The organism is Enterobacter sp. RCC_40 (genome assembly GCF_041360735.1).
GTDB classification, from domain to species: Bacteria; Pseudomonadota; Gammaproteobacteria; order Enterobacterales; family Enterobacteriaceae; genus Enterobacter; species Enterobacter ludwigii.
The window spans coordinates 1072013-1097398 of the sequence record NZ_JBFUPR010000001.1 but is presented as its reverse complement, the minus strand read 5'-3'; the positions used below and the strand labels follow the sequence as shown (position 1 = coordinate 1097398).

Below are 25386 nucleotides of genomic sequence, written 5' to 3'. Positions count from 1 at the left end.
ATTCATTATGAGAAAGGAAAGAGGATGACGTTACACACTCCGGTGCACACCCGTTCCAAATTACCCGATGTGGGGACCACGATTTTTACCGTTATCGGCCAGCTTTCCGCCCGGCATAACGCCATCAATCTTTCTCAGGGTGCACCCAATTTTTCCTGCGATCCCAAACTGGTCGCCGGGGTGACCCGGGCGATGGAGGCAGGGCACAACCAGTACGCGGCAATGACCGGCCTGCAGCCGCTTAAAGAGCGTATTGCGTATAAAATTGCCACCCTCTACGGCACGCACTATGACCCGGCCAGCGAAGTGCTGGTCACCGCCAGTGCCAGCGAAGGACTCTATTCGGCGATCAGCGGGCTGGTGCACCCGGGCGACGAAGTGATCTACTTTGAACCGTCGTTTGACAGTTACGCCCCGATTGTTCGCCTGCAGGGGGCCACGCCGGTTGCCATTAAACTGACGGTGCCGGATTTTGCCGTCAACTGGGATGAAGTCCGTGCGGCGATCACCCCGCGTACGCGCATGATTATCATCAATACCCCGCACAACCCGAGCGGGCAGGTCTTCTCAGCAGAGGACCTGCAGCAGCTGGTGGCGGTGACCCGCAATACCGATATCATTATTTTGTCTGACGAAGTGTACGAACACGTCGTCTTTGATGGTGAACCGCACCACGGTATGGCGACACATCCGCAGCTGGCGGAGCGTAGCGTCATTATCTCTTCTTTCGGAAAAACCTATCACGTGACCGGCTGGCGTGTGGGTTACTGTGTTGCTCCGGCGGTACTGATGGATGAGATTTGTAAAGTCCATCAATTTCTGATGTTTTCGGCCGATACGCCAATGCAGCATGCGTTTGCAGAGCACATGATTGACCCGCAAACCTGGCTGTCGCTGGCGGCGTTTTATCAGCGCAAACGCGATCTGCTGCAAAGTTTGCTGGAAGCATCACCGTTCAGACTCTTGCCGAGCGCCGGTTCGTTTTTCCTGCTGGCCGACTACAGCCAGTTTAGCGATGAGCGCGACAGTGAACTGGTGAAACGGCTGATCGTTGAGTATGGAGTGGCCACCATTCCGCTGTCGGCGTTTTATGCGGATGGTACGGATAATAAATTGATTCGTCTCTCTTTTGCGAAAGATGAGGCGACGTTACGGGCAGGTGCCCAGGCCCTGTGTCGGGTTAAACCACGCTAAGGAGTTGGAGATGAAATTACGCGCGTTAGTTGTCGGCATGGGATTGCTGTGTACGTTTTCGTCATTCGCGGCTACCGAACTGCGGTACGGGCTGGAGGCGGAATATCCGCCGTTTGAAAGCCGAAATGCTGCTGGCGAACTGGAAGGGTTTGACGTTGAGCTGGGCAATGCCATCTGCAAAGCCGCAGCGCTGAAATGCACCTGGGTTGAAACCTCTTTTGATGCGTTAATACCGGGCCTGGTGGCGAAGAAATTTGATGCCATTAACTCGGCGATGAACATCACCGAACAGCGACGTAAAAGTATTGATTTTACCCAGCCGATTTACCGCATCCCATCGCAGCTCGTTGGCAAGGCCGGTACCGCGGTAGAGGCAACGCCCGCGGGGCTTAAGGGCAAAACCATCGGTGTCCTGCAGGGCTCCATTCAGGAAACCTATGCGAAAGAGCACTGGGAAAAGCAGGGTGTCACCGTGGTGTCTTATAAAGATCAGAATATGGCCTGGGGCGATCTGCTGAATGGCCGTATCGACGCCTCGCTGGTCATGTCCGCGGCCGGGCAGGCAGGTTTCCTCAGCAAGCCGCAGGGGAAAGGGTTTGGCTTTATCGGCAAACCGGTGTCGGACGACACTATCCTCGGCAGTGGGATCGGCTTTGGGTTGCGTAAAGGGGACGAGGCCACCAAAAAGCAACTTGATGCCGCAATTGATAAAGTGCGTGCCGATGGCACGATCGCTAAACTCGCTGATAAGTACTTCCCAGGTATCGATGTCAGCGTAAAATAACCGCCTCATTTGCCCCGACTGACGATGTCCAGCCGGGGCATTTTTATACACGTCTTTATACCTTTCTTTACACCTTTTTCGGGTCGTTCTGGTCGACAGAAAATATTTCGCACTTTGTACAGATAATCGCCGCCCAACAATTGGATTCTTAACCATTTTTGTTTAGGCTGTGCGTTCTTTCTTGCCGTCATTTCGCCGAGTGCGAAACACATTCACACGACCATAAGGACGTTTTTCCAGGCATGAATCGCAGACGTTTTCTAAAAGGCTCGCTGGCAATGGCAGCCCTGAGCGGCACAACTGGCCTTGCTTCCCTGTTTTCCAAAGCGGCTTACGCTGCTGACTCTGACATTGCTGACGGTCAGAGCCGTCGTTTTGACTTCTCCGTACTGCAATCCATGGCCCATGACCTGGCGAAAACCCCATGGGGCGGAGCACCGCGACCGTTACCGGACACGCTGGCGACCATGACGCCGCAGGCCTATAACGCCATCCGTTACGATGAAAAACAGTCACTGTGGAATAACATTGAAGGCCGTCAGCTGGATGTGCAGTTCTTCCATATGGGCATGGGTTTCCGTCGCCGCGTGCGCATGTTCTCGCTGGATCAGTCAACGTCACAGGCGCGCGAAATCCACTTCCGTCCTGAGCTGTTCAGCTACGGTGAAACCGGTGTTGATACGAAGCAGCTGGAAGGGCAAAGCGATCTTGGGTTTGCCGGTTTCCGTGCCTTCAAGGCACCGGAACTGGCGCGTCGCGATATCGTCTCATTCCTGGGGGCGAGCTATTTCCGTGCGGTTGATGATACCTATCAGTATGGTCTTTCCGCGCGGGGTCTGGCGGTGGATACCTTTACCGACACGCCGGAAGAGTTCCCTGACTTCACCGCGTTCTGGTTCGAAACCGTCAAACCGGGCGACACTACCTTTACCGTCTATACGCTGCTGGACAGCCCAAGCATCACCGGTGCGTATAAGTTCGTGATCCACTGCGAGAAGAGCCAGGTGATCATGGAGGTGGAAAACCATCTCTATGCGCGTAAAGACATTAAGCAGCTCGGCATTGCGCCGATGACCAGTATGTTCAGCTGCGGTACAAACGAACGCCGCATGTGCGATACCATCCACCCGCAAATTCATGACTCCGACCGTCTCGCCATGTGGCGCGGTAACGGGGAGTGGATTTGCCGTCCGCTGAACAACCCGCAGAAGCTGCAGTTTAATGCGTTTGTGGACAAAAACCCGAAAGGGTTCGGCTTGCTCCAGCTCGATCGCGATTTCTCGCATTATCAGGACGTCATGGGCTGGTATAACAAACGCCCAGGCCTCTGGGTGGAGCCGCGTAACGACTGGGGTAAAGGTGCGGTTGGCCTGATGGAGATCCCGACAACGGGTGAAACACTGGATAACGTGGTCTGCTTCTGGCAGCCAGAAAAACCGGTGAAAGCGGGCGATGAGCTGGACTTTAAATACCGTCTTTACTGGAGCGCCATGCCGCCGGTCCGTTCCCCACTGGCGAATGTCTTCGCGACCCGCACCGGTATGGGTGGGTTCCCGGAAGGCTGGGCGCCGGGCGAAAACTACCCGAAAGTGTGGGCCCGTCGCTTTGCTATCGACTTCGTCGGGGGCGATCTGAAAGCTGCCGCGCCAAAAGGCATTGAGCCGGTCATTACCCTCTCCAGCGGTGAAGCGAAGCAGGTTGAGATCCTCTACGTTGAGCCGTTTGACGGCTATCGCATTCTGTTCGACTGGTATCCTACCTCGGATTCGACCGAACCGGTGGATATGCGCATGTTCCTGCGCTGCCAGGGGGATACGATCAGTGAGACCTGGCTGTATCAGTATTTCCCGCCTGCGCCGGACAAACGTAACTACGTTGACGATCGCATCATGCGTTGACCATTTATTCCCTCTCCCCGGCGGGGAGAGGGTGACGGGAAGGGACCATGACCGCCACTGAATCTGAAATTATCCCGGTGACTGACCATCTCGAGCTTCGCGCCGTCGAAGAGCGCTATACCGCCGATCTGCACAACATGGTCATCAGAAACAAAGCCTGGCTGCAAACCGCCTTTGACTGGGCGCAGCATGTGGGCACCGAAGATGACACCCGTCGTAATGTGCTGAGTAATCAGATGCTGCACCAGCGCGGCTACGCCAAAATGTTTCTGATTTTCAAGGATGAGGACCTGGTCGGCGTGCTGTCGTTTAATGCGATTGAACCCGCCAACAAAGCCGGATACATCGGTTACTGGCTGGACGAGGCGCATCAGGGACAGGGCATTCTGTCGCAGGCGCTGCAGGCGTTTATGCGCTATTACGTCGAGCAAGGCGAGATCCGCCGTTTTGTCATTAAGTGTCGGGTGGCGAATAAACCCAGCAACAACGTTGCCCTGCGCAACGGTTTTACGCTGGAGGGGTGCCTGCGGGAAGCAGAGTTTCTGAATGGCCGTTATGACGATGTGAATCTCTACGGCAAAATTTACCCGCTATAACGCCCCCAACAGAGGCGTACGGGTGATGCGCTGGTCGCCGTTAATCACCTTTTCTCCGCGCAGGTGGATGTTCTCACCGGCAAAAGCCTCAATCACCGCATCGTCGGTGATTTCAACCCGATGCTCAATAAGCACATCGCCGCTGATACGCGCCCGCCCCTGGATCACGACCTTATCGTCAAGCAGGATAGGGCCGCCGCGCAGCCAGGCCTGACCGCCAATCAGGACGTGGTGTTTAATGACACAATTTCCTTCCACCACCGCGTTCTCTGCCACCTGAGAGCTGTAGCGGACGGTAGGGATGGCATCGTCGTCAAAACCGGCAATGACGCGGGCGTTACCGTACACTTTTGCGCAGTCACATACCCAGACGTTATTGAGATCGTTGCCTTCGAGGATGGCGCTGTCGAAAACTTCTGCCCGGTGTTCAACGAAGGCATAATTAACCATTGCCTCGCCGTAGATTTGCGCCTGATGCACAATGCGGGACTGGCTCACCGTCGCCTTGTCATAAATTTTCAGGATCTGCTCATGGTCCGGCGTAAGCCCTTTGGCAGCAATCACCACGCTGTTATGAAGCACCCGCGCCTCGCCGAAAATATGGCATTCGCCGCGTACGCAGGATTGCTGTATCGTGACGTTGTCACTTATGCGTGCGCCGTGACTGACCTCTGCGCCGTCGAGCCAGCAGTTGTCGCCAATCTGCGCGTCATGACTGACGATGCAAGGCAGGGTAAGGCGCGCGTTGCCGGACACCGTCGCACCGGCAAAGACGACGCTGTTTTCATCGTAGATCCAGCAGTCGCCTTCGTGCGCGAGGGCGCTCTCATCTTCAACCCAGCCGCCTTTCGTGCCGCTCACGATGTCGTTAAAATTCGCCGTGGCAATAATCTGTCGTAACGACGTCGTGTGCGTTGTCTCGCCGTTTTTCCATTGCCAGAGGCGGGTGTCCTCGCTGAGCCTGTACTTTTTCATCATGGAGTCTCGGGTAAGCGTCTCCACTAAACGTAGCAAACTTTCGGCGTTTCGTAGTGCTGGCATCCGTCGCGGAAACCCCTTAAAATGGCATTTAAAATACATTTTAAAAATTCAAATTAATGAATAAAAATAACAACGCTCAACAAGTGCTTAACCTGCCCGCGGGTTACTTCGGTATGGTGCTTGGCATCATTGGGATGGGGTTCGCCTGGCGATACGGCAGCACGCTCTGGCACGTGACGCGCTGGCCTGGTGAGAGCCTGGTGGCCCTTGCGATTGTGATTTGGTTTTTGCTGACGGTGGCGTTTATCACCCGGGCGATCCGTTTCCCGCAAAGTGTGCTGGCCGAGATGCGCCACCCGGTGATGAGCAGTTTTGTCAGCCTTTTTCCCGCCACAACGATGCTGGTCGCCATCGGTTTTGTGCCCTGGCTGCGTCCGGTGTCACTGGTGTTATTTAGCGTCGGGGTGGTGATACAGCTGGCTTATGCTGCCTGGCAAAGCGCCGGATTATGGCGCGGTAACCATCCGCAAGAGGCCACCACGCCGGGGTTATATCTGCCCACGGTAGCAAACAACTTTATCAGCGCCATGGCGTGCGGCGCGCTGGGGTTTAACGATGCCGGGCTGGCGTTTCTCGGGGCGGGCGTTTTTTCCTGGCTCAGCCTTGAGCCGGTGATTTTGCAACGACTTCGTAGCGCCGGGGAGTTGCCTTCCGCGCTGCGAACCTCGCTGGGTATTCAGCTGGCCCCCGCGCTGGTGGCCTGCAGCGCCTGGTTTAGCGTCAATGGCGGTGAGGCGGATACATTTGCCAAAATGCTGTTCGGCTACGGCCTGTTGCAACTGCTGTTTATGTTACGGCTGATGCCATGGTATTTGTCCCAGCCGTTTAACGCCTCGTTCTGGAGCTTCTCGTTTGGCGTGTCGGCCCTGGCCACCACGGGGCTTCATCTTGGGCAGAGCAGTCCGTCGGGCTTTTTCCACGCCATTGCCGTCCCACTGTTTATCTTTACCAATGTCATCATCGGGATGCTGCTGGTACGAACGTTTATCTTGCTGATACAGGGCAAACTTCTGGTGCGCACTGATAAAGCGCTGCTTATGCAATCTGAGGAAAAATAATGGCTGTTGATGAAAATTACTTCACAGAGAAATATGGCTTAACCCGTACGCACTCAGAAGTGCTGTACAGCGCGGGCATTGTGAAACCGGGTAAAACGCTGGATCTGGGCTGTGGTAACGGGCGTAACAGCCTCTATCTGGCAGCCAACGGTTACGACGTGACCGCGTGGGATAAAAATCCCCTGAGTATCGATAATATTGAGCGTATCAAAGCGGAAGAAGGCATCGTAAACCTGCAGACGGCAATCAAAGATCTGAACAACCTGAGCTTTGAGGGCGAATACGATTTTATTCTCTCTACCGTGGTGCTGATGTTCCTGGAAGCGAAAACCATTCCGGGCCTGATCGACAATATGCAGCGCTGCACCAGACCCGGCGGTTATAACCTGATTGTTGCCGCGATGGACACGGCGGATTACCCGTGCACCGTCGGCTTCCCGTTTGCGTTCAAAAGCGGTGAACTGAGCAACTACTACGAGGGCTGGGCGTTGCTCAAGTACAACGAAGAGGTGGGCGAACTGCACCGCACCGACGAGAACGGTAACCGCATCAAACTGCGTTTTGCCACGCTGCTGGCGCGTAAGCCCGCTTAACGGGCGGCCAACAGGCAGAGCTGCAGGGCCGTGTTGTATGAGGCCTCGAACGACGACAGCGGCAAAAACTCAAACTTCGAGTGGAAGTTATGCGCGCCGGTGAAGAAGTTTGGCGTGAGCAGGCCTTTTGCCGAGAGCGCTGCGCCGTCAGTACCGCCGCGCATTGGCGTCGGTTTGGGCGTGATCCCAAGGGATTCCATGGCCTCAAACATCAGGTCGATAGCGCGACGATCCTCACCAATCGCATTGCTGATATTGCTGTAGGTATCTTCAATGCGATACTCCACCTTTGCCGTAGGATGCTGTCCGGCAATCAACGCCGCGACATCGGCAATCTGCTGCTTGCGGGCGGCAAACTGTGCTTTATCGAAATCACGGATATTCGCTTTTAAGACGGCCTCGTTTTGCCCCGCCTGAATGCCGTTAAACCAGATATAGCCTTCACGGCCCTCGGTGCATTCCGGGGTTTGCTGGCGGTCAAAATGGCTGATGAAGTCTGTCGCCATCAGCAGTGGGTTAACCAGCACGCCTTTGGCGGACATGGGGTGAGCCGTTACGCCGGTAAAGCGAATCTCTGCCGCCGCGGCGTTGAAGTTCTCGTAAACAATCTCACCCAGCTCACAGCAGTCGATGGTCCAGGCAAAATCAACGTCAAAACGGTTTAGATCCAGCGCCTTCGCGCCACACAGGCCGATCTCCTCATCCGGCACAAACGCGACCACAATGTCGCCATGCTGATGTTCTGGCGTCAGGTTTTCCAGCAGCGTCATGACCACGGTGACGGCGGCTTTATTATCTGCGCCTAATACGCTGGTCCCGTCGCTGAAAATAATCTCTTCACCCGGGTAAGCCAGAATTTCCGGATGCTCTTTTACGCGTAACCAGATTGATTTCTCTTTATTCAAACAGAGGTCTTCACCCGTAAATTTTAATATTTGTGGATGAATATCCGGTGATAAACCGACATCGACGGTATCAATATGGGTAATAAAACCGATGCGTGGCGCCCCGGCTACATTACCTTTTTTAACCGCAGTAACCGTCGCGTATTCATCAATCACAATATCGTCTAAACCCAGTTGCGCCAGCTCCTGGGCCAGTTCACGCGCCATGTCGTGCTGGCCCGGCGTAGAGGGAAGGGTGTTCACTCTGGGATCGCTCTGGCTGGTGATGGCGAGATAGCGGAAGAAGCGGTGCGTTAATTGTCTGGAGAGTGCCGAGCCCATAGTGATTCCTTCTGTATTTATTTTTCAGGTGTTTGCTACATCACTTTAATGATATTTATGAAATGGCAAAAGAATTAATTAGCCGTCGAATTAAAAAGACAGGAATAAATGATGAAAAGCAAACTCACAATGTTAACGCTGGCACTTGCTGCGCTCACGGTCAGTTCCACCGTCGCGGCAAAAACGCTAGTGTATTGCTCTGAAGGATCGCCGGAAAACTTTAATCCTCAGTTATACACGTCGGGAACCAGCGTGGATGCCAGTGCCGTGCCGGTCTATAACCGGCTGGTCGATTTCAGGGCGGGTACAACGGAACTGGTCCCGAGCCTCGCGGAACGTTGGGAGGTGAGCGAGGACGGCAAGGTTTATACCTTCCATCTGCGTAAAGGGGTGAAATTCCAGAGTAATAAATCGTTCAGGCCGACGCGCGACTTTAACGCCGACGACGTGATTTTCTCGTTTATGCGCCAGAAGGATGTCAACCATCCCTATCACAACGTCTCTAACGGCAGCTATTCCAACTTCGAGAGCCTTGAGTTCGGTAGCCTGATCACGGCCATTGATAAAGTCGATGAGCACACCGTGCGCTTTACGCTCGCCCATCCGGAAGCGCCGTTTGTCGCCGATCTGGCGTGGTATTTCGCCTCGATCCTGTCGGCAGAGTATGCCGACGCGATGCTGAAAGCCGGCACGCCGGAAAAGGTCGATATGGACCCGATTGGCACCGGGCCGTTTAAGCTGGCGCAGTACCAGAAAGATTCGCGCATCCTGTTCACTGCGTTTCCGGAGTACTGGCAGGGCAAATCGAAGCTGGATCGGCTGGTGTTTAGCATCACGCCCGATGCCTCGGTGCGTTTTGCCAAAATCGAGAAGAACGAATGTCAGGTGATGCCGTTTCCAAACCCGGCGGACCTGCCGCGCATGAAGGCTAACAAAGACATTAATCTGATGAGTAAAGCCGGGCTGAATACCGGTTTTCTGGCCTTCAATACGCAAAAACCTCCGCTGGATAACGTGAAGGTCCGCCAGGCGCTGGCAATGGCCATCAATAAGCCGGCCATTATTGACGCGGTATTCCACGGCACCGGCACGGCGGCCAAAAACCTGCTGCCACCGGGCGTCTGGAGCGCCGACAGCGAACTGAAGGATTACGACTACGATCCGGAAAAAGCGAAAGCGTTGTTAAAGGAGGCTGGTTTTGCAAACGGCATCAGCATTGATTTATGGGCGATGCCGGTTCAGCGCCCCTACAATCCGAACGCAAAACGGATGGCGGAGATGATTCAGGCCGACTGGGCGAAGGTTGGCGTCCAGACCAAAATCGTCACCTATGAATGGGGTGAGTATCTTAAGCGGGTGAAGGGCGGTGAACACCAGGCCGCGCTGATGGGATGGACGACCGCAACCGGCGACCCGGATAACTTCTTTGGTCCGTTATTTACCTGTACATCGGCTAACGGTGGATCTAATTCCGCCAAATGGTGCTACAAACCATTTGATAAAATTATCGCTGAAGCGAAATCGATAACCGATCATGATAAACGCGTGGCGCTGTATAAAGAGGCCCAGCAGATGATGCATGACCAGATGCCGGCAGTAATGATTGCCCATTCGACGATTTTCGAACCGGTGCGCAAGGAAGTCACGGGCTATGAAATCGATCCGTTTGGCAAGCATTTGTTCTGGCAGGTTGATATTAATCAGTAGTTTTTCACTGCCCGGCGTTCAGTCGGGCAATCTTTTCGCAATTTGTGCTGCTTACATCATTTTTTGTCACAACAAACCCGCCAGACTTTTGCTATAACTTCAAATGCATACTTGCAGATAACATGGAATACCATCATGCGTACTCACACTTTTTTTAAAGTTGCAGTGCTTTCTGGTCTGTTGGCGTTAGCGGGCTGTTCGTCTAAAGTCGCCGCCCCCGAACAATATTCAGGCTTTTTAAAAGATTATTCTGGATTGCAGCAAACAACGTCCGCAACGGGTAAACCGACGCTGCGTTGGGTCGACCCGTCGTATAACGAGGCAAATTACGACAGTATTTTATGGACGCCAATCACCTATTATCCAGCGCCAAAACCAACGACCCAAATTGGTCAAAAAACGCTTGATGAGCTTCTGGCTTATACCAACACCAAAATGAAAGCGGCAATCAGCCAGCGTAAACCTGTTGTTACGACACCAGGTAAACACAGCCTGATCTTCCGCGGTGCGATTACCGGTGTGAGTTCACAGAAAGAAGGTCTGCAGTTCTATGAAGTAGTGCCCGTCGCGTTAGTGGTTGCAGGTACGCAGATGGCAACGGGGCACCGCACCATGGATACCCATCTCTTCTTCGAAGGCGAGCTGATTGATTCGGCGACGAATAAGCCGGTCATGAAGGTCGTGCGTAAAGGCGAAGGTAAAGAGCTGGCGAACGAAAACACGCCAATGGGCTTCGCAACGTTAAAACAGGTTGTGGATGACATGGCGACGGATGCCACCATGTTTGATGTTAAGAAAACCGCGAAATAATCAAAACGGCCTGCAGCAATGCAGGCCTTTTTTTATGCCATACGCAAACGTCTGAACCAGGTTTCCGGTTTCGTAAACATCACCATATTCCCGCCCAGAATCAGCAGTAATCCAATGATGCCATTGAGATGCCACACGTAACCTTCATATACCGTGGAGATAGACAGCGCCACCAGCGGGAAGAGCAGCGTACTGTATGCCGCTTTGCCCGGGCCAATGCGTCCCACCAGCGTGAAGTAGGCACCAAAAGCGATGACCGAACCAAAAATGGCGAGATAAAGCAGCGCACCAATGTAACTCACCGTCCATTCGGGGATAAAACTGTCACCCCTGAACAGGGCAATGCAGCCCATAATGACCGTACCGTAAAACATCGCCCAGGCGTTGGTGGTCATGGTCTCCAGCCCTTTTCGCTGGTGGCGCATGCTGATCATATTGCCCAGCGAGAACCCGTAGGTCCCCAGTGCTGAAAGGCCAATCCCCGTCAGCAGTGAGGCACTCCAGCCACTCGCCAGCAGGTCGTCCCAGAAGAGGGTGATGATCCCGATAAGTCCCAGGGCCGCCGCCGTCCAGAAGCGTGCGGGTGGGCGCTGACCGAAGAAAATAAAACTGTTGATGGCGTTATACAGTACGGCCATCGAGAAAATCACCGACTCCAGCCCGGTATTAATGTGCGCGGCGGCGGTATAAAAACACCAGAAGTTGAAGCAAAAAACGCAGCATCCCTGCAGCATGCAAAAGAGATGATCCCGCAAGGCCAGCTTACGAAGCCGACGCAGGGCAATTAAGACGATCATGATCGTGGCGCAGGCCACGGCAAAACGCCAGAAAATTGACACCGGGGCTGCGACTGGCCCCTGTTGCAGGAAAATGGCAATCCAGGTTGTTCCCCATATCACCACCACCAGTCCATAGAGTAATGCGTTCATTGTTGCTCTCTTCTCACACAGCGAAAAGTGCAGTCTGGCGCGAGTGGCATGACATTGCTTTCACCGATTTGCGGTGGACTTGCATATTCTTGCGTTTTTTTGTGGCTGCAGATCTGGCATCGTGGCGCAACACTTCATAGACTGAGAGTCTGATTACTCACCCGTTAATAGCTATGTCTCGCGCTTACGATACCTTTGAAACGCTACGCCAGCAGAACGCCGTGCTGCGGGAAACCGTTGCGCTGAATTCCGGTATTCAACTGGCAGCCTGGTACAACAAGCACGACACGATAACCGTAAAAAGTAATCACCATACCCTCAGCCTGTACGTGGCGGACGGTTATGAGAGCTATCAAAAAACGCCGGGCGGCTGGAAAAACGGCGGCGGCCCGGACCGTTTCTGTCTGATGCCAAAAGAGAGTGAATCGACGTGGGATATTCGCGATGACCTGTCGTTTGTCCATCTCTACTGCACCGATGAGCATCTGCGTGATGTCGGGGAAAAAATCTGGGACAAGCGCCCGCTGTCCCTGACGCTGGATGAAAAGATTTTCGGCAGCGACCCGAAAATTACCGCGCTTTACCGTCAGTTTTTGCTCGGCTGCGACTGGCAGCAAAAAGCTAACCAGCTCACCCTGAGTACCGCATCTACGCTGTTGATGACCCACCTGTTACAGAATTACTCCAGCGTGCAGTGGAAGCTGCCGGTGGTGACCGGCGGGTTGTCGCCGTTTGTGCTGCGTAATGTGCTGGCGTTTATCGAAGAGAACCTTTCCCAGCCGCTGACGCTGGCGGAACTGGCCGAACAGGCCGCGCTGAGCGAGTATCATTTCGCCAGAATGTTCCGTCAGTCCATGGGGCTGGCGCCACATCAGTACGTGATGCAGCGTCGGATGGAGAAAGCCAAAGCGCTGGTGCAGCACACAACCACACCGCTCACCGATATCGCGCTGGCCTGCGGGTTTAACTCCGCCAGCCATTTCAGTAACCGCTTTCGCAGCATGATGGGCATAACGCCCTCGCAGCTACGCGCGGCGAAGGTGTGAAAAAACCGTATAACATACGCCGCCCAGCACCAGCCCCCAGAACGCAGAGCCAATACCCAGGATCGTGACGCCGCTGGCGGTCATCAGAAAGGTGACAATTGCCGCGTCGCGCTCCGTTTCGTTGTTCAGTGCCTGATACAAGCTCCCGCTGATGGTGCCCAGCAGCGCCAGGCCGGCGAGCATCTGGATCCAGCTCAGGGGTAGGGAGGCCATCAGCCCGGAAATGGATCCGCCAAAAATACCCGCCAGCAGATAAAACCCGCCTGCGGCCATGGCGGCAAGCCAGCGTTTGCTGGCATCCGGGTGCGCATCCGGGCTCTGGCAAATCGCAGCGGTGATCGCGGCGATACAGATGGAAAAGACGCCGAGCGGGGATAACACCAGTGCCAGCCCTCCGGTGACGATCATCAGCGGTGATATGGCCAGAGGATAGCCGGAAGCCTGCATCGTGGCGAAGCCCGGCGCATTCTGGGACGCCATGGTGACCAGGAAGAAGGGCACGCCAATGCTTATCAAACTGGTTAACGTAAAGGTCGGCTCGATAAATGTGGGCATCACCACGGAAAGGGTTAACTCTTTTGTGACAACGTCACCTCCCGCCCAGGCCACCATACTGCCCATCAGCAGCGTGGCGACAATGGCGTAGCGAGGGGCCAGCGCTTTGGCGAACAGCCATGCCGCCAGCATGCTGCCGCACAGCAAAAAATGCCCCTCAAGATTGCTGAACGCCTGCAGTCCAAACCTGAGCAACACCCCGGCGAGCATAGCAGCGGCAAGGGAATGCGGGATAAGCTTCATCAGGCGAGCAAACAACCCGGTTACGCCGCACAGCAGAATGAGCGCGTTGGCAAAGATGAAAATCCCGATGGTCTCGGCAAGCGTTACCCCATGCAGACTGGTGGCTAATAGCGCCGCGCCGGGGGTGGACCAGGCGGTAAGCACCGGGGCTTTATACCACCAGGAAAGCGCCAGCGTGCTGACCCCCATACCTATCCCCAGGGCCGTCATCCAGCCAGCGATCTGCTGCGCGTTTGCGCCTGCGGCAGCAGCGGCTTGCCAGATAATGGCGGCGGAACTGGCATATCCCACCAGAACGGCGACAAAACCGGCGAGAACGGCAGGAAAGAGTGAGGATGAGGGGCGCATAAAAACTCCGTTGTGCGTTATAACGTTCGCTCTAAGGTAACACTGTGCGTTATAGCGTACAAGTGGTATGATCGGTCGCATCAGGAGGGAACATGGACATCACACAACATCTTGCTTACACACTGAAAACCGAGCGTCAGGCGCGTGGCTGGAGCCTCGCCAAACTGGCGGAAGAGACCGGCGTTTCAAAGGCCATGCTCGGGCAAATCGAGCGCAATGAATCCAGCCCGACGGTATCCACGTTGTGGAAAATCGCCACGGGGCTGAACATCCCTTTTTCTGCCTTCATCACGCCGGCAGCTGACAGGCAGGCGGTATTCGACCCGGAACAGCAGGCGATGGTGGTGAAACCGTTATTCCCGTGGGATGAGACGCTAAAGTTTGACCACTTTTCGATAACCCTCGCTGCCGGCGCCCTGAGCGAATCCACGCCCCACGAGGCTGGCGTGATTGAACACGTGGTGGTGATCAGCGGCGAACTGGAGATGAACATCGATGGCGAGTGGCAGATCATTAGTGCCGATTCGGGGGTGCGTTTTGCCGGGGATAAACCGCACGCCTATCGCAACAGCAGCGACCGGCCGGTGCATTTTCACTCCCTGATCCATTATCCCCGCTGAAGCGACGCAAAACTGTTTCGCTGCCGCATACTTCTGACTACAATAGCCGCCATTTTGACCATAACGGATAACGACGAAGTATGCGCCTGCAATCCCATCATCTCGAACTCTTAAGCCCGGCCCGCGACGCCTCTATCGCCCGTGAAGCGATCCTTCATGGTGCTGATGCCGTCTACATTGGTGGGCCTGGCTTTGGTGCCCGCCATAACGCCAGCAACAGCCTGAGCGATATTGCTGAACTGGTGCCGTTCGCCCATCGCTTTGGGGCGAAAGTGTTCGTGACCCTGAACACGATTCTGCATGATGATGAGCTGGAGCCTGCGCAACGTTTAATTACCGATCTCTACCAGACCGGCGTCGATGCCCTGATTGTGCAGGATATGGGCGTGCTGGAGCTGGATATTCCTCCCATTGAACTGCATGCCAGTACCCAGTGCGATATCCGCACGGTAGAGAAGGCGAAGTTTCTTTCTGATGTGGGTTTTTCCCAGATCGTGCTGGCGCGTGAGCTGAACCTGAACCAGATCCGCGATATTCACCAGGCGACCGACGCAACCATTGAATTCTTTATCCACGGCGCGCTGTGCGTCGCCTATTCTGGTCAGTGCAATATTTCCCACGCCCAGACGGGGCGCAGCGCCAACCGCGGCGACTGCTCTCAGGCATGTCGTCTGCCGTATACCCTGAAAGACGATCAGGGCCGCGTTGTGGCGTTCGAAAAACACCTGCTCTCGATGAAAGATAACGATCAGACCGCCAACCTGGGTGCGCTGATTGACGCCGGTGTGCGCTCCTTCAAAATTGAAGGGCGTTATAAAGACATGAGCTACGTGAAGAATATCACCGCTCACTATCGTCAGATGCTGGATGCCATCATTGAAGATCGCGGTGACCTGGCGCGTGCGTCGGCCGGTCGTACCGAGCATTTCTTTATTCCGTCAACGGACAAAACTTTCCACCGCGGCAGCACTGACTACTTTGTGAATGCCCGTAAAGGGGATATCGGTGCGTTTGATTCACCGAAGTTTATCGGGTTACCGGTGGGTGAAGTGCTGAAAGTGGCAAAAGATCACCTCGACGTGGAAGTGACCGAGCCGCTGGCCAACGGCGATGGACTGAACGTGATGATCAAGCGTGAAGTGGTGGGCTTCCGTGCGAATACGGTGGAAAAAACCGGTGAAAATCGCTATCGCGTATGGCCAAACGAGATGCCTGCGGATCTCTACAAAGCGCGCCCTAACGCGGCACTGAACCGTAACCTTGACCACAACTGGCAGCAGGCGCTGCTGAAAACCTCGAGCGAACGTCGTATCGCGGTGGACATTGAACTGGGCGGCTGGGAAGAGCAGCTGATCCTGACCATGACCTGTGAAGACGGTATCAGCGTGACGCATACGCTTGATGGTCTGTTCGAGGTGGCAAACAACGCGGAAAAAGCCCTTAACAACCTGAAGGATGGCGTGGCGAAGCTGGGGCAGACCCTTTACTACGCGCGTCATATCGACGTTAACCTGCCGGATGCCCTGTTTGTTCCGAACAGCCTGCTGAACCAGTTCCGCCGCGAGACGGCAGAAATGCTGGATGCCGCCCGCCTGGCTAACTATCCACGCGGCAGCCGCAAGGCCGAAACCGTTCCTGCGCCGGTTTACCCTGACACGCACTTGTCCTTCCTGGCGAACGTCTATAACCACAAAGCGCGTGAATTCTATCACCGTCACGGCGTACAGCTGATTGACGCAGCCTATGAAGCGCATGAAGAGAAGGGCGACGTGCCGGTGATGATCACCAAGCACTGTCTCCGCTTCGCTTTCAACCTCTGCCCGAAACAGGCGAAAGGGAATATTAAAAGCTGGAAGGCCACACCGATGCAGCTGGTAAATGGCGACGAAGTGCTGACCCTGAAATTTGACTGCCGTCCGTGCGAAATGCATGTGATTGGCAAGATGAAAAATCATATTTTCAAAATGCCGTCGCCGGGTAGCGTTGTGGCCTCCGTGAGCCCGGACGATTTAATGAAAACCCTGCCGAAGCGTAAGGGTAATTAATTACCGAAAGTGCGTGTCCGGTTTGCGCGATTTCTGCCACAGGTGGTGTTCGCGCAAACCTTCCGCAGACTCCTCTGCAACGCTGCGTAATTCATCGCTATCCGCTTCATGGCGGAGCTGATGCTCCACATTCTTTACCCACACATATTCATGGCCTTTATGTCCTGCCATCAGCTGACCTGAAAATAACCCACATACCAGCAATATCAGCGTTAACCCTTTTCTCATCATTATTTCACCGTTGAATGCCATCGCGGGACTATCATGCCAATAATTTCTTCGGGAAATTATTCAAAAATTCAAATTAGCGCAAAGAGAGTGTCAAATTCTGTGCGGCGACAGCCGTGATGAGACTTTTCCTAAAATTAGCATCAAGTTTGTTAACCGCCAATTCTGGTACGTAATTAGCCACTAGCTTTAAGGATAAATCCTATATAATGGTTAAACTCTGGCTAAGGAATGGGTCTTGTTAAATGAAAAAAATGATAGCGCTTGCGCTGCTGGTGGTTGCTGTTGGGGCGGGTGCAGGTATTTACTCTATTAGTAATGACGAACCAGAATATATTCAGTCCGCGAAAGCGCGTGTTGGGTCATATTTAACCAGCGATTACGGACGCGTGGCCTGTAATAGCACCAGAATTGATGACCAGCGCTGGCAATTAGGCTGCACCAATCAGGCAAGAGGTAAAACATTCGAGTTTGCGGTTTATCCGTCTGAAAAAGCACCGTATGGTGTGTCGCGTTCGTTTTATCTGGAAGCCATCAATGATGATGCAAAACAGAGCGCGGAGCAGGGTCTGATGCGTTATTTGCAAATCAATACCAAAGCGGGTTAATCAGGCTGTTTACCTTTCATTGAGACTATGGATGTTAGTTTGTAAGAGATCCGCTGCCCGGCCATGGAGTGTCGGGACGTAGAGACCAAAATACAAATCTATCCATGCAAGCATTTACCGCCATATTATGGCGGTTTTTTTTGTCTGCAATCCGGCCACTAGCGGGCAGGACGCGAATAGTGTTTGCGATACTGGGCCGGTGAAAGGGCGAACTGCTGCCGAAAATGGTGACGCAGGGTCGATGCCTGACCGAATCCGGTCTGCTCCGCGATGCTGTCGATACTTAAACGACTGCTTTCCAGATAATCTTTTGCCCTCAGCAGGCGCTCATTGAGCAGCCAGCGCGCGGGCGTGGTGCCGGTCGCATCCTGAAAGCGGCGCAGAAAGGTGCGTTGACTCATGCCGACCCGACGCGCCAGTGAATCAACGCTGTGCGATACGGCAAGATGGGTGTGCAGAAAATCAAACAGCTGACCGAGACGCTGACTTTCGCGCAGTTGCGCCACCGGGCGGCTTAGCTGCTGCGGCTGTGAGCCATCCCGGTGCGGGGGAATGACCAGACGACGCGCTACGGTGTTGGCGATTTCCATCCCATAATCCCGCCGGACTACGTGTAGGCATAAATCGATGCCTGCCGCGCTGCCCGCCGAGGTGAGAATGTCGCCGTCGTCCTGATAAAGTACATCTTCAACCACCTCGATGGCCGGGTACCGGGCCTTAAGCGCCTCAATATAGCGCCAGTGCGTTGTGGCTTTACGCCCATCCAGCAGCCCGGCAGCGGCAAGAACAAACACGCCGGAACAGATCGACAAAAGCTGGCATCCCCGCGCATTGGCCTTACGTAATGCCGCGCAGAGCGCGGGCGGAACCGGTGAATCCAGTCCTCGCCAGCCGGGCACAACGATCAGGTCGGCCGTCTCAAGCAGGGTTAAATCACCGTCGGTGATGAGGCGAATCCCGCCGGTCGCCCGAAGTTCACCGCTGTCTACGCCCGCCACGGCAAAACGATACCATTCGTCTCCCAGCTCCGGACGCGGCAGACCAAAGATTTCCACTGCCACGCCAAACTCAAAGGTACACAAACCGTCATACGCCAGCACAATGACCTGAGGGCGGGAAATCTGTCTTAAGTTTGTCATCTTTTTGCTGTTTTCTGGCATAAGCGAGCGCATTCACGGGCTGAATTTGTGGATAGAGTAGTGTTAACACAAACGCCAAAGATGAGGAAGGATCATGAGTTATGTTACTGAATTTCCGGCTGCTGAACCCCAGGAAGCCGTTACCCATTTTCTGCGCCGCCTGAGCGTCGAGACCGATTGCGCCGATGTGCATCATGCCATCACGAATCACGAGCAGGATTTCGTCCTGCTGCACGTCGTCGGGAGCCCGCAGCAGTTCACCCGCCGTCACGTTCCCGGTGCGCTACATATGCCGTGGCGTCAGATCACCGCCGAACGCATGGCTCAGTGGCCTGACGGCACGCTGTTTGTGGTCTATTGCGCCGGGCCTCACTGCAACGGTGCGGACAGAGCCGCGCTGAAGCTGGCGCGTCTGGGGCTGCCGGTGAAAATTATGCTCGGTGGGATCACCGGCTGGGAAGATGAAAAGTTTGAGTTTGCGAGCCAGGAATCGCTCTCCGCACTGTGAAGATGAATTTTTTTCAACACCCGTGAAATTTTCTCGTTTGCTGGCTGGCGGCAGGTATGACATCTTTTTTGGACATTTAGACATCCAGAAGTCTAAAGATTCAAATAATGAATTATCACTGCGGGCAATTATTGTCGGCAGATAAAGGAGATTTCCATGCAACGTCACCATGCCCCATACCGCGCCGATGTAGTCGGCAGCTTTTTACGTCCGGATGCCATCAAACAGGCTCGCCTGAAATTCGCCAGCGGCGAAATTGATGCCGGGCAGCTTCGTGCGGTTGAGGATGAGGCGATCCGCCATGTTGTCGAGCAGCAGTGCGCCTGTGGCTTGCATGTGGTGACCGACGGTGAATTTCGTCGTGCCTGGTGGCACTTTGATTTCTTCGACGGTCTGCAGGGTGTTGAGCGTTACGATTCTCAGCAGGGTATTCAGTTCAACGGTGTACAGACCAAAGCCCACGGCGTGCGCGTGACCGGCAAACTGGGCTTTGGCGATCACCCGATGCTGGAGGATTTCCGCTACCTGAAAAGCATTAGCGGCAATGCTCAGCCGAAGATGACCATTCCCAGCCCGAGCGTGCTGCATTTCCGCGGTGGGCGCAAAGACATTGATGCGACGGTCTACCCGGATCTGAAGGACTATTTTGACGATCTGGCGACCACCTGGCGGGACGCGATCCGGGCGTTTTACGACGCGGGCTGCCGTTATCTGCAACTGGATGACACCGTCTGGGCCTATCTCTGTTCGGACGAACAACGTCGTCAGATCCACGAGCGTGGTGACGATGCCGACGAGCTGGCGCGTATTTATGCCCGCGTTCTGAATAAGGCACTGGAGGGCAAGCCGGACGATCTCACCATCGGGCTGCATGTCTGTCGCGGCAACTTCCGTTCAACCTGGATTTCCGAAGGGGGCTATGAGCCGGTGGCTGAAGTGCTGTTCGGGACGGTCAACGTGGATGCCTTTTTCCTTGAGTACGACAATGACCGGAGCGGTGATTTTGCGCCACTGCGTTTTGTTCGCCCGGGCAAGCAGCAGGTGGTGCTCGGCCTTATCACCACCAAAAATGGCGAGCTGGAGAACCCGGAAGGGGTGAAGGCGCGTCTGGAAGAGGCGGCGAAATACGTGGCTAAAGAGCAGATTTGCCTGAGCCCGCAGTGCGGATTTGCCTCTACCGAAGAGGGCAACAGCCTGAGCGAAACCCAGCAGTGGGACAAAGTCCGCCTGGTGACGCAGATCGCCAGCGAAGTCTGGTAAACCCTCCGCCACAGCGCTGCATTATAAAAGTGCAGCGCTGTACCATTCTGAGTCGTTCTTTTTACATCCTTCGTTACTTCTCCTGTCATAGCGCTTTATCCATCCTGGCATCCTTTTTGCTCTCTCTAAGCTGACGTTTTTATTTTCTGCGTCCACGCCGTAACGGACGCCTTTGCACAGCTTTCTTTTTCAGGAGTGAAAATATGCACCGTCGTACCTTATTAAAAGCCTTCGCATTGTCCGCGTCTGTCGTAGCTATGGGGATGAGTTTTGGCGCTCAGGCGGCCGATACCATCAAGGTGGGGATCATGCATTCCCTTTCCGGCACGATGGCGATTTCCGAAACGCCGCTTAAAGATGTTGCGCTGATGACCATCGATGAGATCAACGCCAAAGGGGGCGTGCTGGGTAAGAAGCTGGAACCGGTAGTGGTTGACCCGGCCTCGAACTGGCCGCTGTTTGCCGAAAAAGCGCGCCAGCTGTTGAGCCAGGACAAAGTAGCGGTGGTGTTTGGTTGCTGGACGTCGGTGTCGCGCAAATCGGTGCTGCCGGTGTTTGAGGAGCTGAATGGACTGCTGTTCTACCCGGTGCAGTATGAGGGTGAAGAGATGTCACCTAACGTCTTCTATACCGGTGCCGCGCCAAACCAGCAGGCTATCCCGGCGGTGGAGTACCTGATGAGTGAAGACGGAGGCAGCGCGAAACGCTTCTTCCTGTTAGGCACCGACTACGTTTATCCCCGCACCACGAACAAAATCTTGCGTGCTTTCCTGCATTCGAAAGGGGTGGAAGACAAAGACATTGAAGAGGTATACACCCCGTTTGGTCACAGCGATTACCAGACAATCGTTTCCAGTATCAAAAAATTCTCTGCCGGAGGGAAAACCGCGGTGGTTTCCACCATCAACGGCGACTCCAACGTTCCGTTCTATAAAGAGCTGGCTAACCAGGGCCTGAAAGCTACCGATGTTCCGGTTGTAGCCTTCTCCGTGGGAGAAGAGGAGCTGCGCGGGATCGACACCAAACCGCTGGTGGGCAACCTGGCGGCGTGGAACTACTTTGAGTCCGTTGATAACCCGACCAACCAGGCGTTTGTGGCGGATTACAAAGCGTATGCCAGGGCACACAAATTGCCGAACGCCGACACCGTGGTCACCAACGACCCGATGGAAGCCACCTACGTCGGGATCCACATGTGGGCGCAGGCGGTTGAAAAAGCAGGTACCACCGACGTCGATAAAGTTCGGGCGGCAATGGCCGGTCAGTCCTTCAAGGCCCCTTCAGGCTTTACGCTCACCATGGATGCCACCAACCACCATCTGCATAAGCCGGTCATGATTGGCGAAATTGAAGGTAACGGCCAGTTTAATGTGGTCTGGCAGACGGAACAGCCGGTGCGTGCTCAGCCGTGGAGTCCCTTCATTGCCGGTAATGACAAAAAGCCCGATCAGCCGATGAAAACCGCCAGCAACTAAGTTATCACCGCAGGGAGAAAAGTCATGAACGCCATACGCACGATCATCGCTATTGTGTGGCTTACCGGACTGCTGCCAGGGATGGTGCAGGCATCGGATGCCGACCAATTCGTGGCCGCCAGTCGCAGCCAGCAGGCAGAACTGTTGACGCAGTGGGCAACCGCGCCGGAGGCGGCACGGTTGCCGCTGCTCCAGGCGCTACAAAGTGAAAGTCTCTATACCGACAGCCAGAAACATGCGTTTGCACAACGCCAGGGGGCAATGGTTCCCCTGGGTGAAACAAAAGCCGCAGCAGGCCAAACCAAAGCCGTGCGTCTGACCAACCGGCTGCGCAATCTGGTGGCGACGGCAATGGCAACCCATCAGCTCGTGAGTGACAGTGTCACGGAGAGGCGTACGGCAGCCCGTCAACTCCAGCGGGATGCACAGCCTGAAATGCTTGATTTCCTGCAAAAACGGGTGAGCAGCGAAACGGATGATGTGGCCCGTCAGTCGCTGATGCTGGCGCTGGCGAACCTCCAGCTGGCAAGTCCGCAGGCTGCGGTGCGCCTGAACGCTGTGGCGCTGTTAGGGCAATCAGACGATCCGGACGTTCAGTCCCGGCTGACGCCGTATACGCAGGCAGCAACGGAGCCGGATGCTGGCGTGCGTGCTGCCGCTGCCGAAAGTCTGAAACTGATTGAGCATCGCCTGATGTGGGGCGATCTGCTTGGTCAGGCGTTTATGGGACTCTCGCTGGGGTCGGTACTGTTGCTCGCCGCGCTGGGGCTGGCAATTACCTACGGCCTGCTGGGGGTGATTAACATGGCCCACGGGGAGATGCTGATGCTGGGCGCGTACGCCACCTGGATGGTTCAGCAGGTGATGGCCGGGCTCGCCCCACAGTGGCTGGCGCTCTACCCGATCGTTGCGCTGCCGGTGGCGTTTATTGTGACCGCCAGCATCGGGATGGTGCTTGAGCGTACCGTTATTCGTCATTTGTATGGCCGACCACTGGAAACGCTGCTGGCGACATGGGGTATTAGCCTGATGATTATTCAGCTGGTACGCATGACGTTTGGCGCCCAGAACCTGGAGGTGGCAAACCCGACATGGCTGTCCGGTGGCGTGCAGGTGTTTGCCAATCTGACGCTGCCGTGGAACCGCATTGTGGTACTGGGTTTTGTGCTGCTGGTGCTGTTCTTCACGTGGCTCATTCTGAACAAAACCCGTCTTGGTCTGAACGTGCGCGCAGTGACGCAAAATCGCAGCATGGCGGCCTGCTGCGGGGTACCGACAGGTCGCGTCGATATGCTGGCCTTTGGGCTTGGCTCGGGGATTGCGGGTCTGGGGGGCGTGGCGTTATCGCAGTTAGGCAACGTTGGGCCAGAACTGGGCCAGGGTTACATCATCGACTCGTTCCTCGTGGTGGTGCTTGGCGGGGTGGGTCAACTGGCAGGTAGCGTGGCCGCGGCGTTTGGGCTGGGGATCTTTAATAAAATTCTCGAACCGCAAATGGGGGCAGTATTGGGCAAAATCCTGATCCTGGTGGCGATTATTCTGTTTATTCAGAAACGTCCGCAGGGGTTATTCGCACTGAAAGGGAGGGTTACTGACTGATGAGCCAGCCGCTTACCTTAACGCTGGCGCGCAAAGCGCCACGCACGACGCAGATAGCCGGTAGCCTGATCGTGGCCTGCCTGCTGATTTTACCGTTTTTCGCCTTACTGCCCTCGACGCATCCGCTGGCGATCTCGACCTGGATGCTCACGCTCACGGGTAAGATCCTCTGCTATGCCATTGTCGCCGTGGCGCTCGATCTGGTGTGGGGCTATGCCGGAATGCTCTCCCTGGGCCACGGTATCTTCTTCGCGCTGGGCGGCTATGCGATGGGCATGTACCTGATGCGCCAGGCGGCGGGTGACGGGCTGCCCGCGTTTATGTCGTTTCTCTCCTGGAGCGAACTGCCATGGTTCTGGTGGGGGACGCAGCACTTTGTCTGGGCACTGGTATTAATTGTGATGGTGCCGGGGATGCTGGCGCTGGTGTTTGGCTGGTTTGCCTTTCGCTCAAAAATCAAAGGGGTCTATTTTTCGATCATGACCCAGGCGCTGACGTACGCGGGGATGTTGCTGTTCTTTCGCAATGAAACCGGCTTTGGCGGGAATAACGGATTTACCGGTTTTACCACGCTGCTCGGGTTTTCCGTTACCGCGACCACCACCCGTATTGCGCTGTTTCTGGCTACCGTGATGCTGTTGCTGATAGCGCTGGGCACAGGCTTCGCGCTGGCGAAAAGTAAGTTCGGTCGCATTCTGACCGCGGTGCGTGACGCCGAAAACCGCCTGACGTTTTGCGGGTACGATCCCCGCGGTTTCAAGCTGCTGGTGTGGACACTTTCAGCCGTACTCTGCGGTCTGGCTGGCGCACTGTATGTGCCGCAGGTGGGCATTATCAACCCGGGTGAAATGTCGCCAACCAACTCAATTGAAGCGGCCATCTGGGTTGCGCTGGGGGGGCGCGGCACGCTGGTCGGCCCGGTGATAGGCGCGGCGCTGGTGAACGGTGCGAAGAGCGTCTTTACCGTTGCCCTGCCGGAATACTGGCAGCTGTTTCTGGGGCTGATTTTCATCGCCGTGACGCTGTTTTTACCGCGCGGTGTCTACGGTCTGTTTCGTAAGGGAGAACACTAATGCAGCCAGCCGAAGAATTATTTACCCGCCAGTTACCCGGGGATCGCTATCGCGACCAGACCGATCCGGTACTGCAACTTGAAGCCATCAACGTGAATTTCGATGGTTTTCAGGCGCTGACGGACCTCTCACTGAACATTGGCGTGGGTGAATTGCGCTGCGTGATTGGCCCAAACGGTGCGGGAAAAACGACATTAATGGACGTGATTACCGGCAAAACGCGGCCTAAAAGCGGCAGAGCGCTGTACGATCAGTCCATCGACCTGACGGCGCTTGAACCCGCCGAGATTGCCCGCCAGGGCATCGGACGTAAGTTCCAGAAGCCCACGGTCTTTGAAGCGCTCACGGTGTGGGAAAACCTTGAGATTGCGATGAAAACCGACAAATCCGTCTGGGCGAGCCTGCGGGCCAGACTCAACGGCGAGCAGCGGGACCGTATTGACGAGATGCTGCTCTTGCTGCGGCTTGGCGGCGAGCGCAATCGCCGCGCCGGGCTACTTTCGCACGGGCAAAAGCAGTTTCTGGAGATTGGCATGCTGCTGGTGCAGGACCCGCATCTGCTGTTGCTGGATGAACCGGCGGCCGGAATGACCGACGCGGAGACCGACTATACGGCTGAGCTGTTCAGAACCCTTGCGGGCAAACACTCCCTGATGGTCGTCGAGCACGATATGGGCTTTGTCGAAACCATTGCCGATCACGTGACGGTACTGCACCAGGGACGCGTGCTGGCGGAGGGTTCACTTCGCCAGGTGCAGGCCAATGAGCAGGTCATAGAAGTCTATCTGGGACGCTAAGGAGCC

Annotated in this window: 24 protein-coding genes; 18 read left to right on the top strand and 6 right to left on the bottom strand. The window is 55.3% G+C overall.

Annotation, left to right across the window (positions count from 1 at the left end; genetic code table 11):
• Positions 1–24 precede the first annotated feature (24 nt).
• From AB6731_RS05160 to rimL, 4 genes are all read left to right on the top strand, one after another.
• Positions 25–1194 carry a pyridoxal phosphate-dependent aminotransferase gene (locus AB6731_RS05160; protein ID WP_020884184.1) on the top strand — a complete coding sequence of 390 codons (1170 nt, stop codon included), beginning with the start codon at positions 25–27 and terminating at the stop codon, positions 1192–1194.
• A gap of 10 nt (positions 1195–1204) precedes the next feature.
• Positions 1205–1978 carry a transporter substrate-binding domain-containing protein gene (locus tag AB6731_RS05155; protein ID WP_025204230.1) on the top strand — a complete coding sequence of 258 codons (774 nt, stop codon included), beginning with the start codon at positions 1205–1207 and terminating at the stop codon, positions 1976–1978.
• A 242-nt stretch (positions 1979–2220) separates the two neighbouring features.
• Positions 2221–3876, top strand: coding sequence for a glucan biosynthesis protein D (locus AB6731_RS05150; RefSeq protein ID WP_371005976.1), 1656 nt, complete (start codon positions 2221–2223; stop codon positions 3874–3876).
• A gap of 47 nt (positions 3877–3923) precedes the next feature.
• Positions 3924–4472, top strand: a complete 549-nt coding sequence (rimL, locus tag AB6731_RS05145; RefSeq protein ID WP_134179034.1) for a 50S ribosomal protein L7/L12-serine acetyltransferase — start codon at positions 3924–3926, stop codon at positions 4470–4472.
• Here the strand turns inward: rimL and ydcK are convergent.
• On the bottom strand, positions 4467–5447 hold the full coding sequence (ydcK, locus tag AB6731_RS05140) for a YdcK family protein (RefSeq protein WP_025204226.1): 981 nt from the start codon (positions 5445–5447) through the stop codon (positions 4467–4469). The two genes, rimL and ydcK, sit on opposite strands and share 6 nt — an antisense overlap.
• A gap of 122 nt (positions 5448–5569) precedes the next feature.
• Between ydcK and tehA the strand changes: the two genes are divergently transcribed.
• Together tehA and tehB are read left to right on the top strand one after the other, a co-directional pair.
• Positions 5570–6571 (top strand): dicarboxylate transporter/tellurite-resistance protein TehA, encoded by a 1002-nt coding sequence (gene tehA, locus AB6731_RS05135; protein WP_134179033.1) that lies wholly within the window; start codon positions 5570–5572, stop codon positions 6569–6571.
• Entirely contained in the window at positions 6571–7164 is a 594-nt protein-coding gene (gene tehB / locus AB6731_RS05130) for a tellurite resistance methyltransferase TehB (RefSeq protein WP_020884178.1), read from the top strand. The genes tehA and tehB overlap by 1 nt, the downstream gene beginning before the upstream one ends.
• On the opposite strand, the gene pepT is transcribed toward tehB, so the two are convergent.
• Entirely contained in the window at positions 7161–8390 is a 1230-nt protein-coding gene (gene pepT / locus AB6731_RS05125; RefSeq protein ID WP_020884177.1) for a peptidase T, read from the bottom strand. The two genes, tehB and pepT, sit on opposite strands and share 4 nt — an antisense overlap.
• 111 nt (positions 8391–8501) lie before the next feature.
• Here pepT and AB6731_RS05120 point away from each other — a divergent pair, with 111 nt between their 5' ends.
• Together AB6731_RS05120 and AB6731_RS05115 are read left to right on the top strand one after the other, a co-directional pair.
• On the top strand, positions 8502–10097 hold the full coding sequence (locus tag AB6731_RS05120) for an ABC transporter substrate-binding protein (protein WP_032681027.1): 1596 nt from the start codon (positions 8502–8504) through the stop codon (positions 10095–10097).
• Between the two features lie 135 nt (positions 10098–10232).
• Complete coding sequence (locus AB6731_RS05115; RefSeq protein WP_020884175.1) at positions 10233–10907, top strand: DUF3313 domain-containing protein; 675 nt, start codon at positions 10233–10235, stop codon at positions 10905–10907.
• A gap of 32 nt (positions 10908–10939) precedes the next feature.
• On the opposite strand, the gene AB6731_RS05110 is transcribed toward AB6731_RS05115, so the two are convergent.
• The gene (locus AB6731_RS05110; RefSeq protein WP_014170023.1) at positions 10940–11836 is read right to left on the bottom strand and encodes a DMT family transporter; all 897 of its coding nucleotides are present in this window, start codon (positions 11834–11836) and stop codon (positions 10940–10942) included.
• A 173-nt stretch (positions 11837–12009) separates the two neighbouring features.
• Between AB6731_RS05110 and AB6731_RS05105 the strand changes: the two genes are divergently transcribed.
• On the top strand, positions 12010–12882 hold the full coding sequence (locus AB6731_RS05105) for a helix-turn-helix domain-containing protein (RefSeq protein WP_025204220.1): 873 nt from the start codon (positions 12010–12012) through the stop codon (positions 12880–12882).
• Here AB6731_RS05105 and AB6731_RS05100 read toward each other — a convergent pair.
• Entirely contained in the window at positions 12862–14028 is a 1167-nt protein-coding gene (locus tag AB6731_RS05100; protein ID WP_371005975.1) for a benzoate/H(+) symporter BenE family transporter, read from the bottom strand. The two genes, AB6731_RS05105 and AB6731_RS05100, sit on opposite strands and share 21 nt — an antisense overlap.
• Before the next feature lie 92 nt (positions 14029–14120).
• Here AB6731_RS05100 and AB6731_RS05095 point away from each other — a divergent pair, with 92 nt between their 5' ends.
• Together AB6731_RS05095 and AB6731_RS05090 are read left to right on the top strand one after the other, a co-directional pair.
• Positions 14121–14648 carry a helix-turn-helix domain-containing protein gene (locus AB6731_RS05095; protein WP_371005974.1) on the top strand — a complete coding sequence of 176 codons (528 nt, stop codon included), beginning with the start codon at positions 14121–14123 and terminating at the stop codon, positions 14646–14648.
• Positions 14649–14728: 80 nt separating this feature from the next.
• A complete protein-coding gene (locus AB6731_RS05090) occupies positions 14729–16693 on the top strand; it encodes a U32 family peptidase (protein ID WP_014170027.1) in 1965 nt (654 codons plus the stop codon).
• On the opposite strand, the gene AB6731_RS05085 is transcribed toward AB6731_RS05090, so the two are convergent.
• Positions 16694–16924, bottom strand: a complete 231-nt coding sequence (locus tag AB6731_RS05085; protein WP_025204219.1) for a DUF2554 family protein — start codon at positions 16922–16924, stop codon at positions 16694–16696. It abuts the gene before it with no gap.
• A 242-nt stretch (positions 16925–17166) separates the two neighbouring features.
• Between AB6731_RS05085 and AB6731_RS05080 the strand changes: the two genes are divergently transcribed.
• Positions 17167–17529: a hypothetical protein gene (locus tag AB6731_RS05080; protein ID WP_014170029.1), complete on the top strand. Its 363-nt coding sequence runs from the start codon at positions 17167–17169 to the stop codon at positions 17527–17529.
• 158 nt (positions 17530–17687) lie between these two features.
• Here the strand turns inward: AB6731_RS05080 and ftrA are convergent, their stop codons facing one another.
• The gene (gene ftrA, locus AB6731_RS05075) at positions 17688–18689 is read right to left on the bottom strand and encodes a transcriptional regulator FtrA (protein WP_032670382.1); all 1002 of its coding nucleotides are present in this window, start codon (positions 18687–18689) and stop codon (positions 17688–17690) included.
• Between the two features lie 73 nt (positions 18690–18762).
• On the opposite strand from ftrA, the gene AB6731_RS05070 reads away from it, so the two are divergent.
• The 6 genes from AB6731_RS05070 to urtD all read left to right on the top strand — a co-directional run bounded on the left by AB6731_RS05070 (position 18763) and on the right by urtD (position 25380).
• Complete coding sequence (locus AB6731_RS05070) at positions 18763–19176, top strand: rhodanese-like domain-containing protein (RefSeq protein WP_020884168.1); 414 nt, start codon at positions 18763–18765, stop codon at positions 19174–19176.
• A gap of 156 nt (positions 19177–19332) precedes the next feature.
• The gene (locus AB6731_RS05065; RefSeq protein ID WP_113656209.1) at positions 19333–20436 is read left to right on the top strand and encodes a cobalamin-independent methionine synthase II family protein; all 1104 of its coding nucleotides are present in this window, start codon (positions 19333–19335) and stop codon (positions 20434–20436) included.
• Between the two features lie 203 nt (positions 20437–20639).
• Positions 20640–21911: an urea ABC transporter substrate-binding protein gene (urtA, locus tag AB6731_RS05060; protein WP_020884166.1), complete on the top strand. Its 1272-nt coding sequence runs from the start codon at positions 20640–20642 to the stop codon at positions 21909–21911.
• 24 nt (positions 21912–21935) lie between these two features.
• A complete protein-coding gene (gene urtB, locus AB6731_RS05055; protein WP_371005973.1) occupies positions 21936–23510 on the top strand; it encodes an urea ABC transporter permease subunit UrtB in 1575 nt (524 codons plus the stop codon).
• Positions 23510–24583: an urea ABC transporter permease subunit UrtC gene (gene urtC / locus AB6731_RS05050; protein WP_063924954.1), complete on the top strand. Its 1074-nt coding sequence runs from the start codon at positions 23510–23512 to the stop codon at positions 24581–24583. The genes urtB and urtC overlap by 1 nt, the downstream gene beginning before the upstream one ends.
• Complete coding sequence (gene urtD, locus AB6731_RS05045) at positions 24583–25380, top strand: urea ABC transporter ATP-binding protein UrtD (RefSeq protein ID WP_063214471.1); 798 nt, start codon at positions 24583–24585, stop codon at positions 25378–25380. The genes urtC and urtD overlap by 1 nt, the downstream gene beginning before the upstream one ends.
• Positions 25381–25386 lie beyond the last annotated feature (6 nt).

Coding starts and splice junctions, on each gene's coding strand:
- pepT (WP_020884177.1), bottom strand. CDS start 8,390: ATGGGCTCGGCACTCTCCAGACAATTAACGCACCGCTTCTTCCGCTAT.
- urtC (WP_063924954.1), top strand. CDS start 23,510: ATGAGCCAGCCGCTTACCTTAACGCTGGCGCGCAAAGCGCCACGCACG.
- AB6731_RS05150 (WP_371005976.1), top strand. CDS start 2,221: ATGAATCGCAGACGTTTTCTAAAAGGCTCGCTGGCAATGGCAGCCCTG.
- urtD (WP_063214471.1), top strand. CDS start 24,583: ATGCAGCCAGCCGAAGAATTATTTACCCGCCAGTTACCCGGGGATCGC.
- urtA (WP_020884166.1), top strand. CDS start 20,640: ATGCACCGTCGTACCTTATTAAAAGCCTTCGCATTGTCCGCGTCTGTC.
- AB6731_RS05155 (WP_025204230.1), top strand. CDS start 1,205: ATGAAATTACGCGCGTTAGTTGTCGGCATGGGATTGCTGTGTACGTTT.
- tehB (WP_020884178.1), top strand. CDS start 6,571: ATGGCTGTTGATGAAAATTACTTCACAGAGAAATATGGCTTAACCCGT.
- AB6731_RS05070 (WP_020884168.1), top strand. CDS start 18,763: ATGAGTTATGTTACTGAATTTCCGGCTGCTGAACCCCAGGAAGCCGTT.
- AB6731_RS05160 (WP_020884184.1), top strand. CDS start 25: ATGACGTTACACACTCCGGTGCACACCCGTTCCAAATTACCCGATGTG.
- AB6731_RS05085 (WP_025204219.1), bottom strand. CDS start 16,924: ATGATGAGAAAAGGGTTAACGCTGATATTGCTGGTATGTGGGTTATTT.
- AB6731_RS05065 (WP_113656209.1), top strand. CDS start 19,333: ATGCAACGTCACCATGCCCCATACCGCGCCGATGTAGTCGGCAGCTTT.
- AB6731_RS05115 (WP_020884175.1), top strand. CDS start 10,233: ATGCGTACTCACACTTTTTTTAAAGTTGCAGTGCTTTCTGGTCTGTTG.
- tehA (WP_134179033.1), top strand. CDS start 5,570: ATGAATAAAAATAACAACGCTCAACAAGTGCTTAACCTGCCCGCGGGT.
- ydcK (WP_025204226.1), bottom strand. CDS start 5,447: ATGAAAAAGTACAGGCTCAGCGAGGACACCCGCCTCTGGCAATGGAAA.
- rimL (WP_134179034.1), top strand. CDS start 3,924: ATGACCGCCACTGAATCTGAAATTATCCCGGTGACTGACCATCTCGAG.
- AB6731_RS05120 (WP_032681027.1), top strand. CDS start 8,502: ATGAAAAGCAAACTCACAATGTTAACGCTGGCACTTGCTGCGCTCACG.
- AB6731_RS05110 (WP_014170023.1), bottom strand. CDS start 11,836: ATGAACGCATTACTCTATGGACTGGTGGTGGTGATATGGGGAACAACC.
- AB6731_RS05080 (WP_014170029.1), top strand. CDS start 17,167: ATGAAAAAAATGATAGCGCTTGCGCTGCTGGTGGTTGCTGTTGGGGCG.
- urtB (WP_371005973.1), top strand. CDS start 21,936: ATGAACGCCATACGCACGATCATCGCTATTGTGTGGCTTACCGGACTG.
- AB6731_RS05100 (WP_371005975.1), bottom strand. CDS start 14,028: ATGCGCCCCTCATCCTCACTCTTTCCTGCCGTTCTCGCCGGTTTTGTC.
- AB6731_RS05090 (WP_014170027.1), top strand. CDS start 14,729: ATGCGCCTGCAATCCCATCATCTCGAACTCTTAAGCCCGGCCCGCGAC.
- ftrA (WP_032670382.1), bottom strand. CDS start 18,689: ATGCCAGAAAACAGCAAAAAGATGACAAACTTAAGACAGATTTCCCGC.
- AB6731_RS05105 (WP_025204220.1), top strand. CDS start 12,010: ATGTCTCGCGCTTACGATACCTTTGAAACGCTACGCCAGCAGAACGCC.
- AB6731_RS05095 (WP_371005974.1), top strand. CDS start 14,121: ATGGACATCACACAACATCTTGCTTACACACTGAAAACCGAGCGTCAG.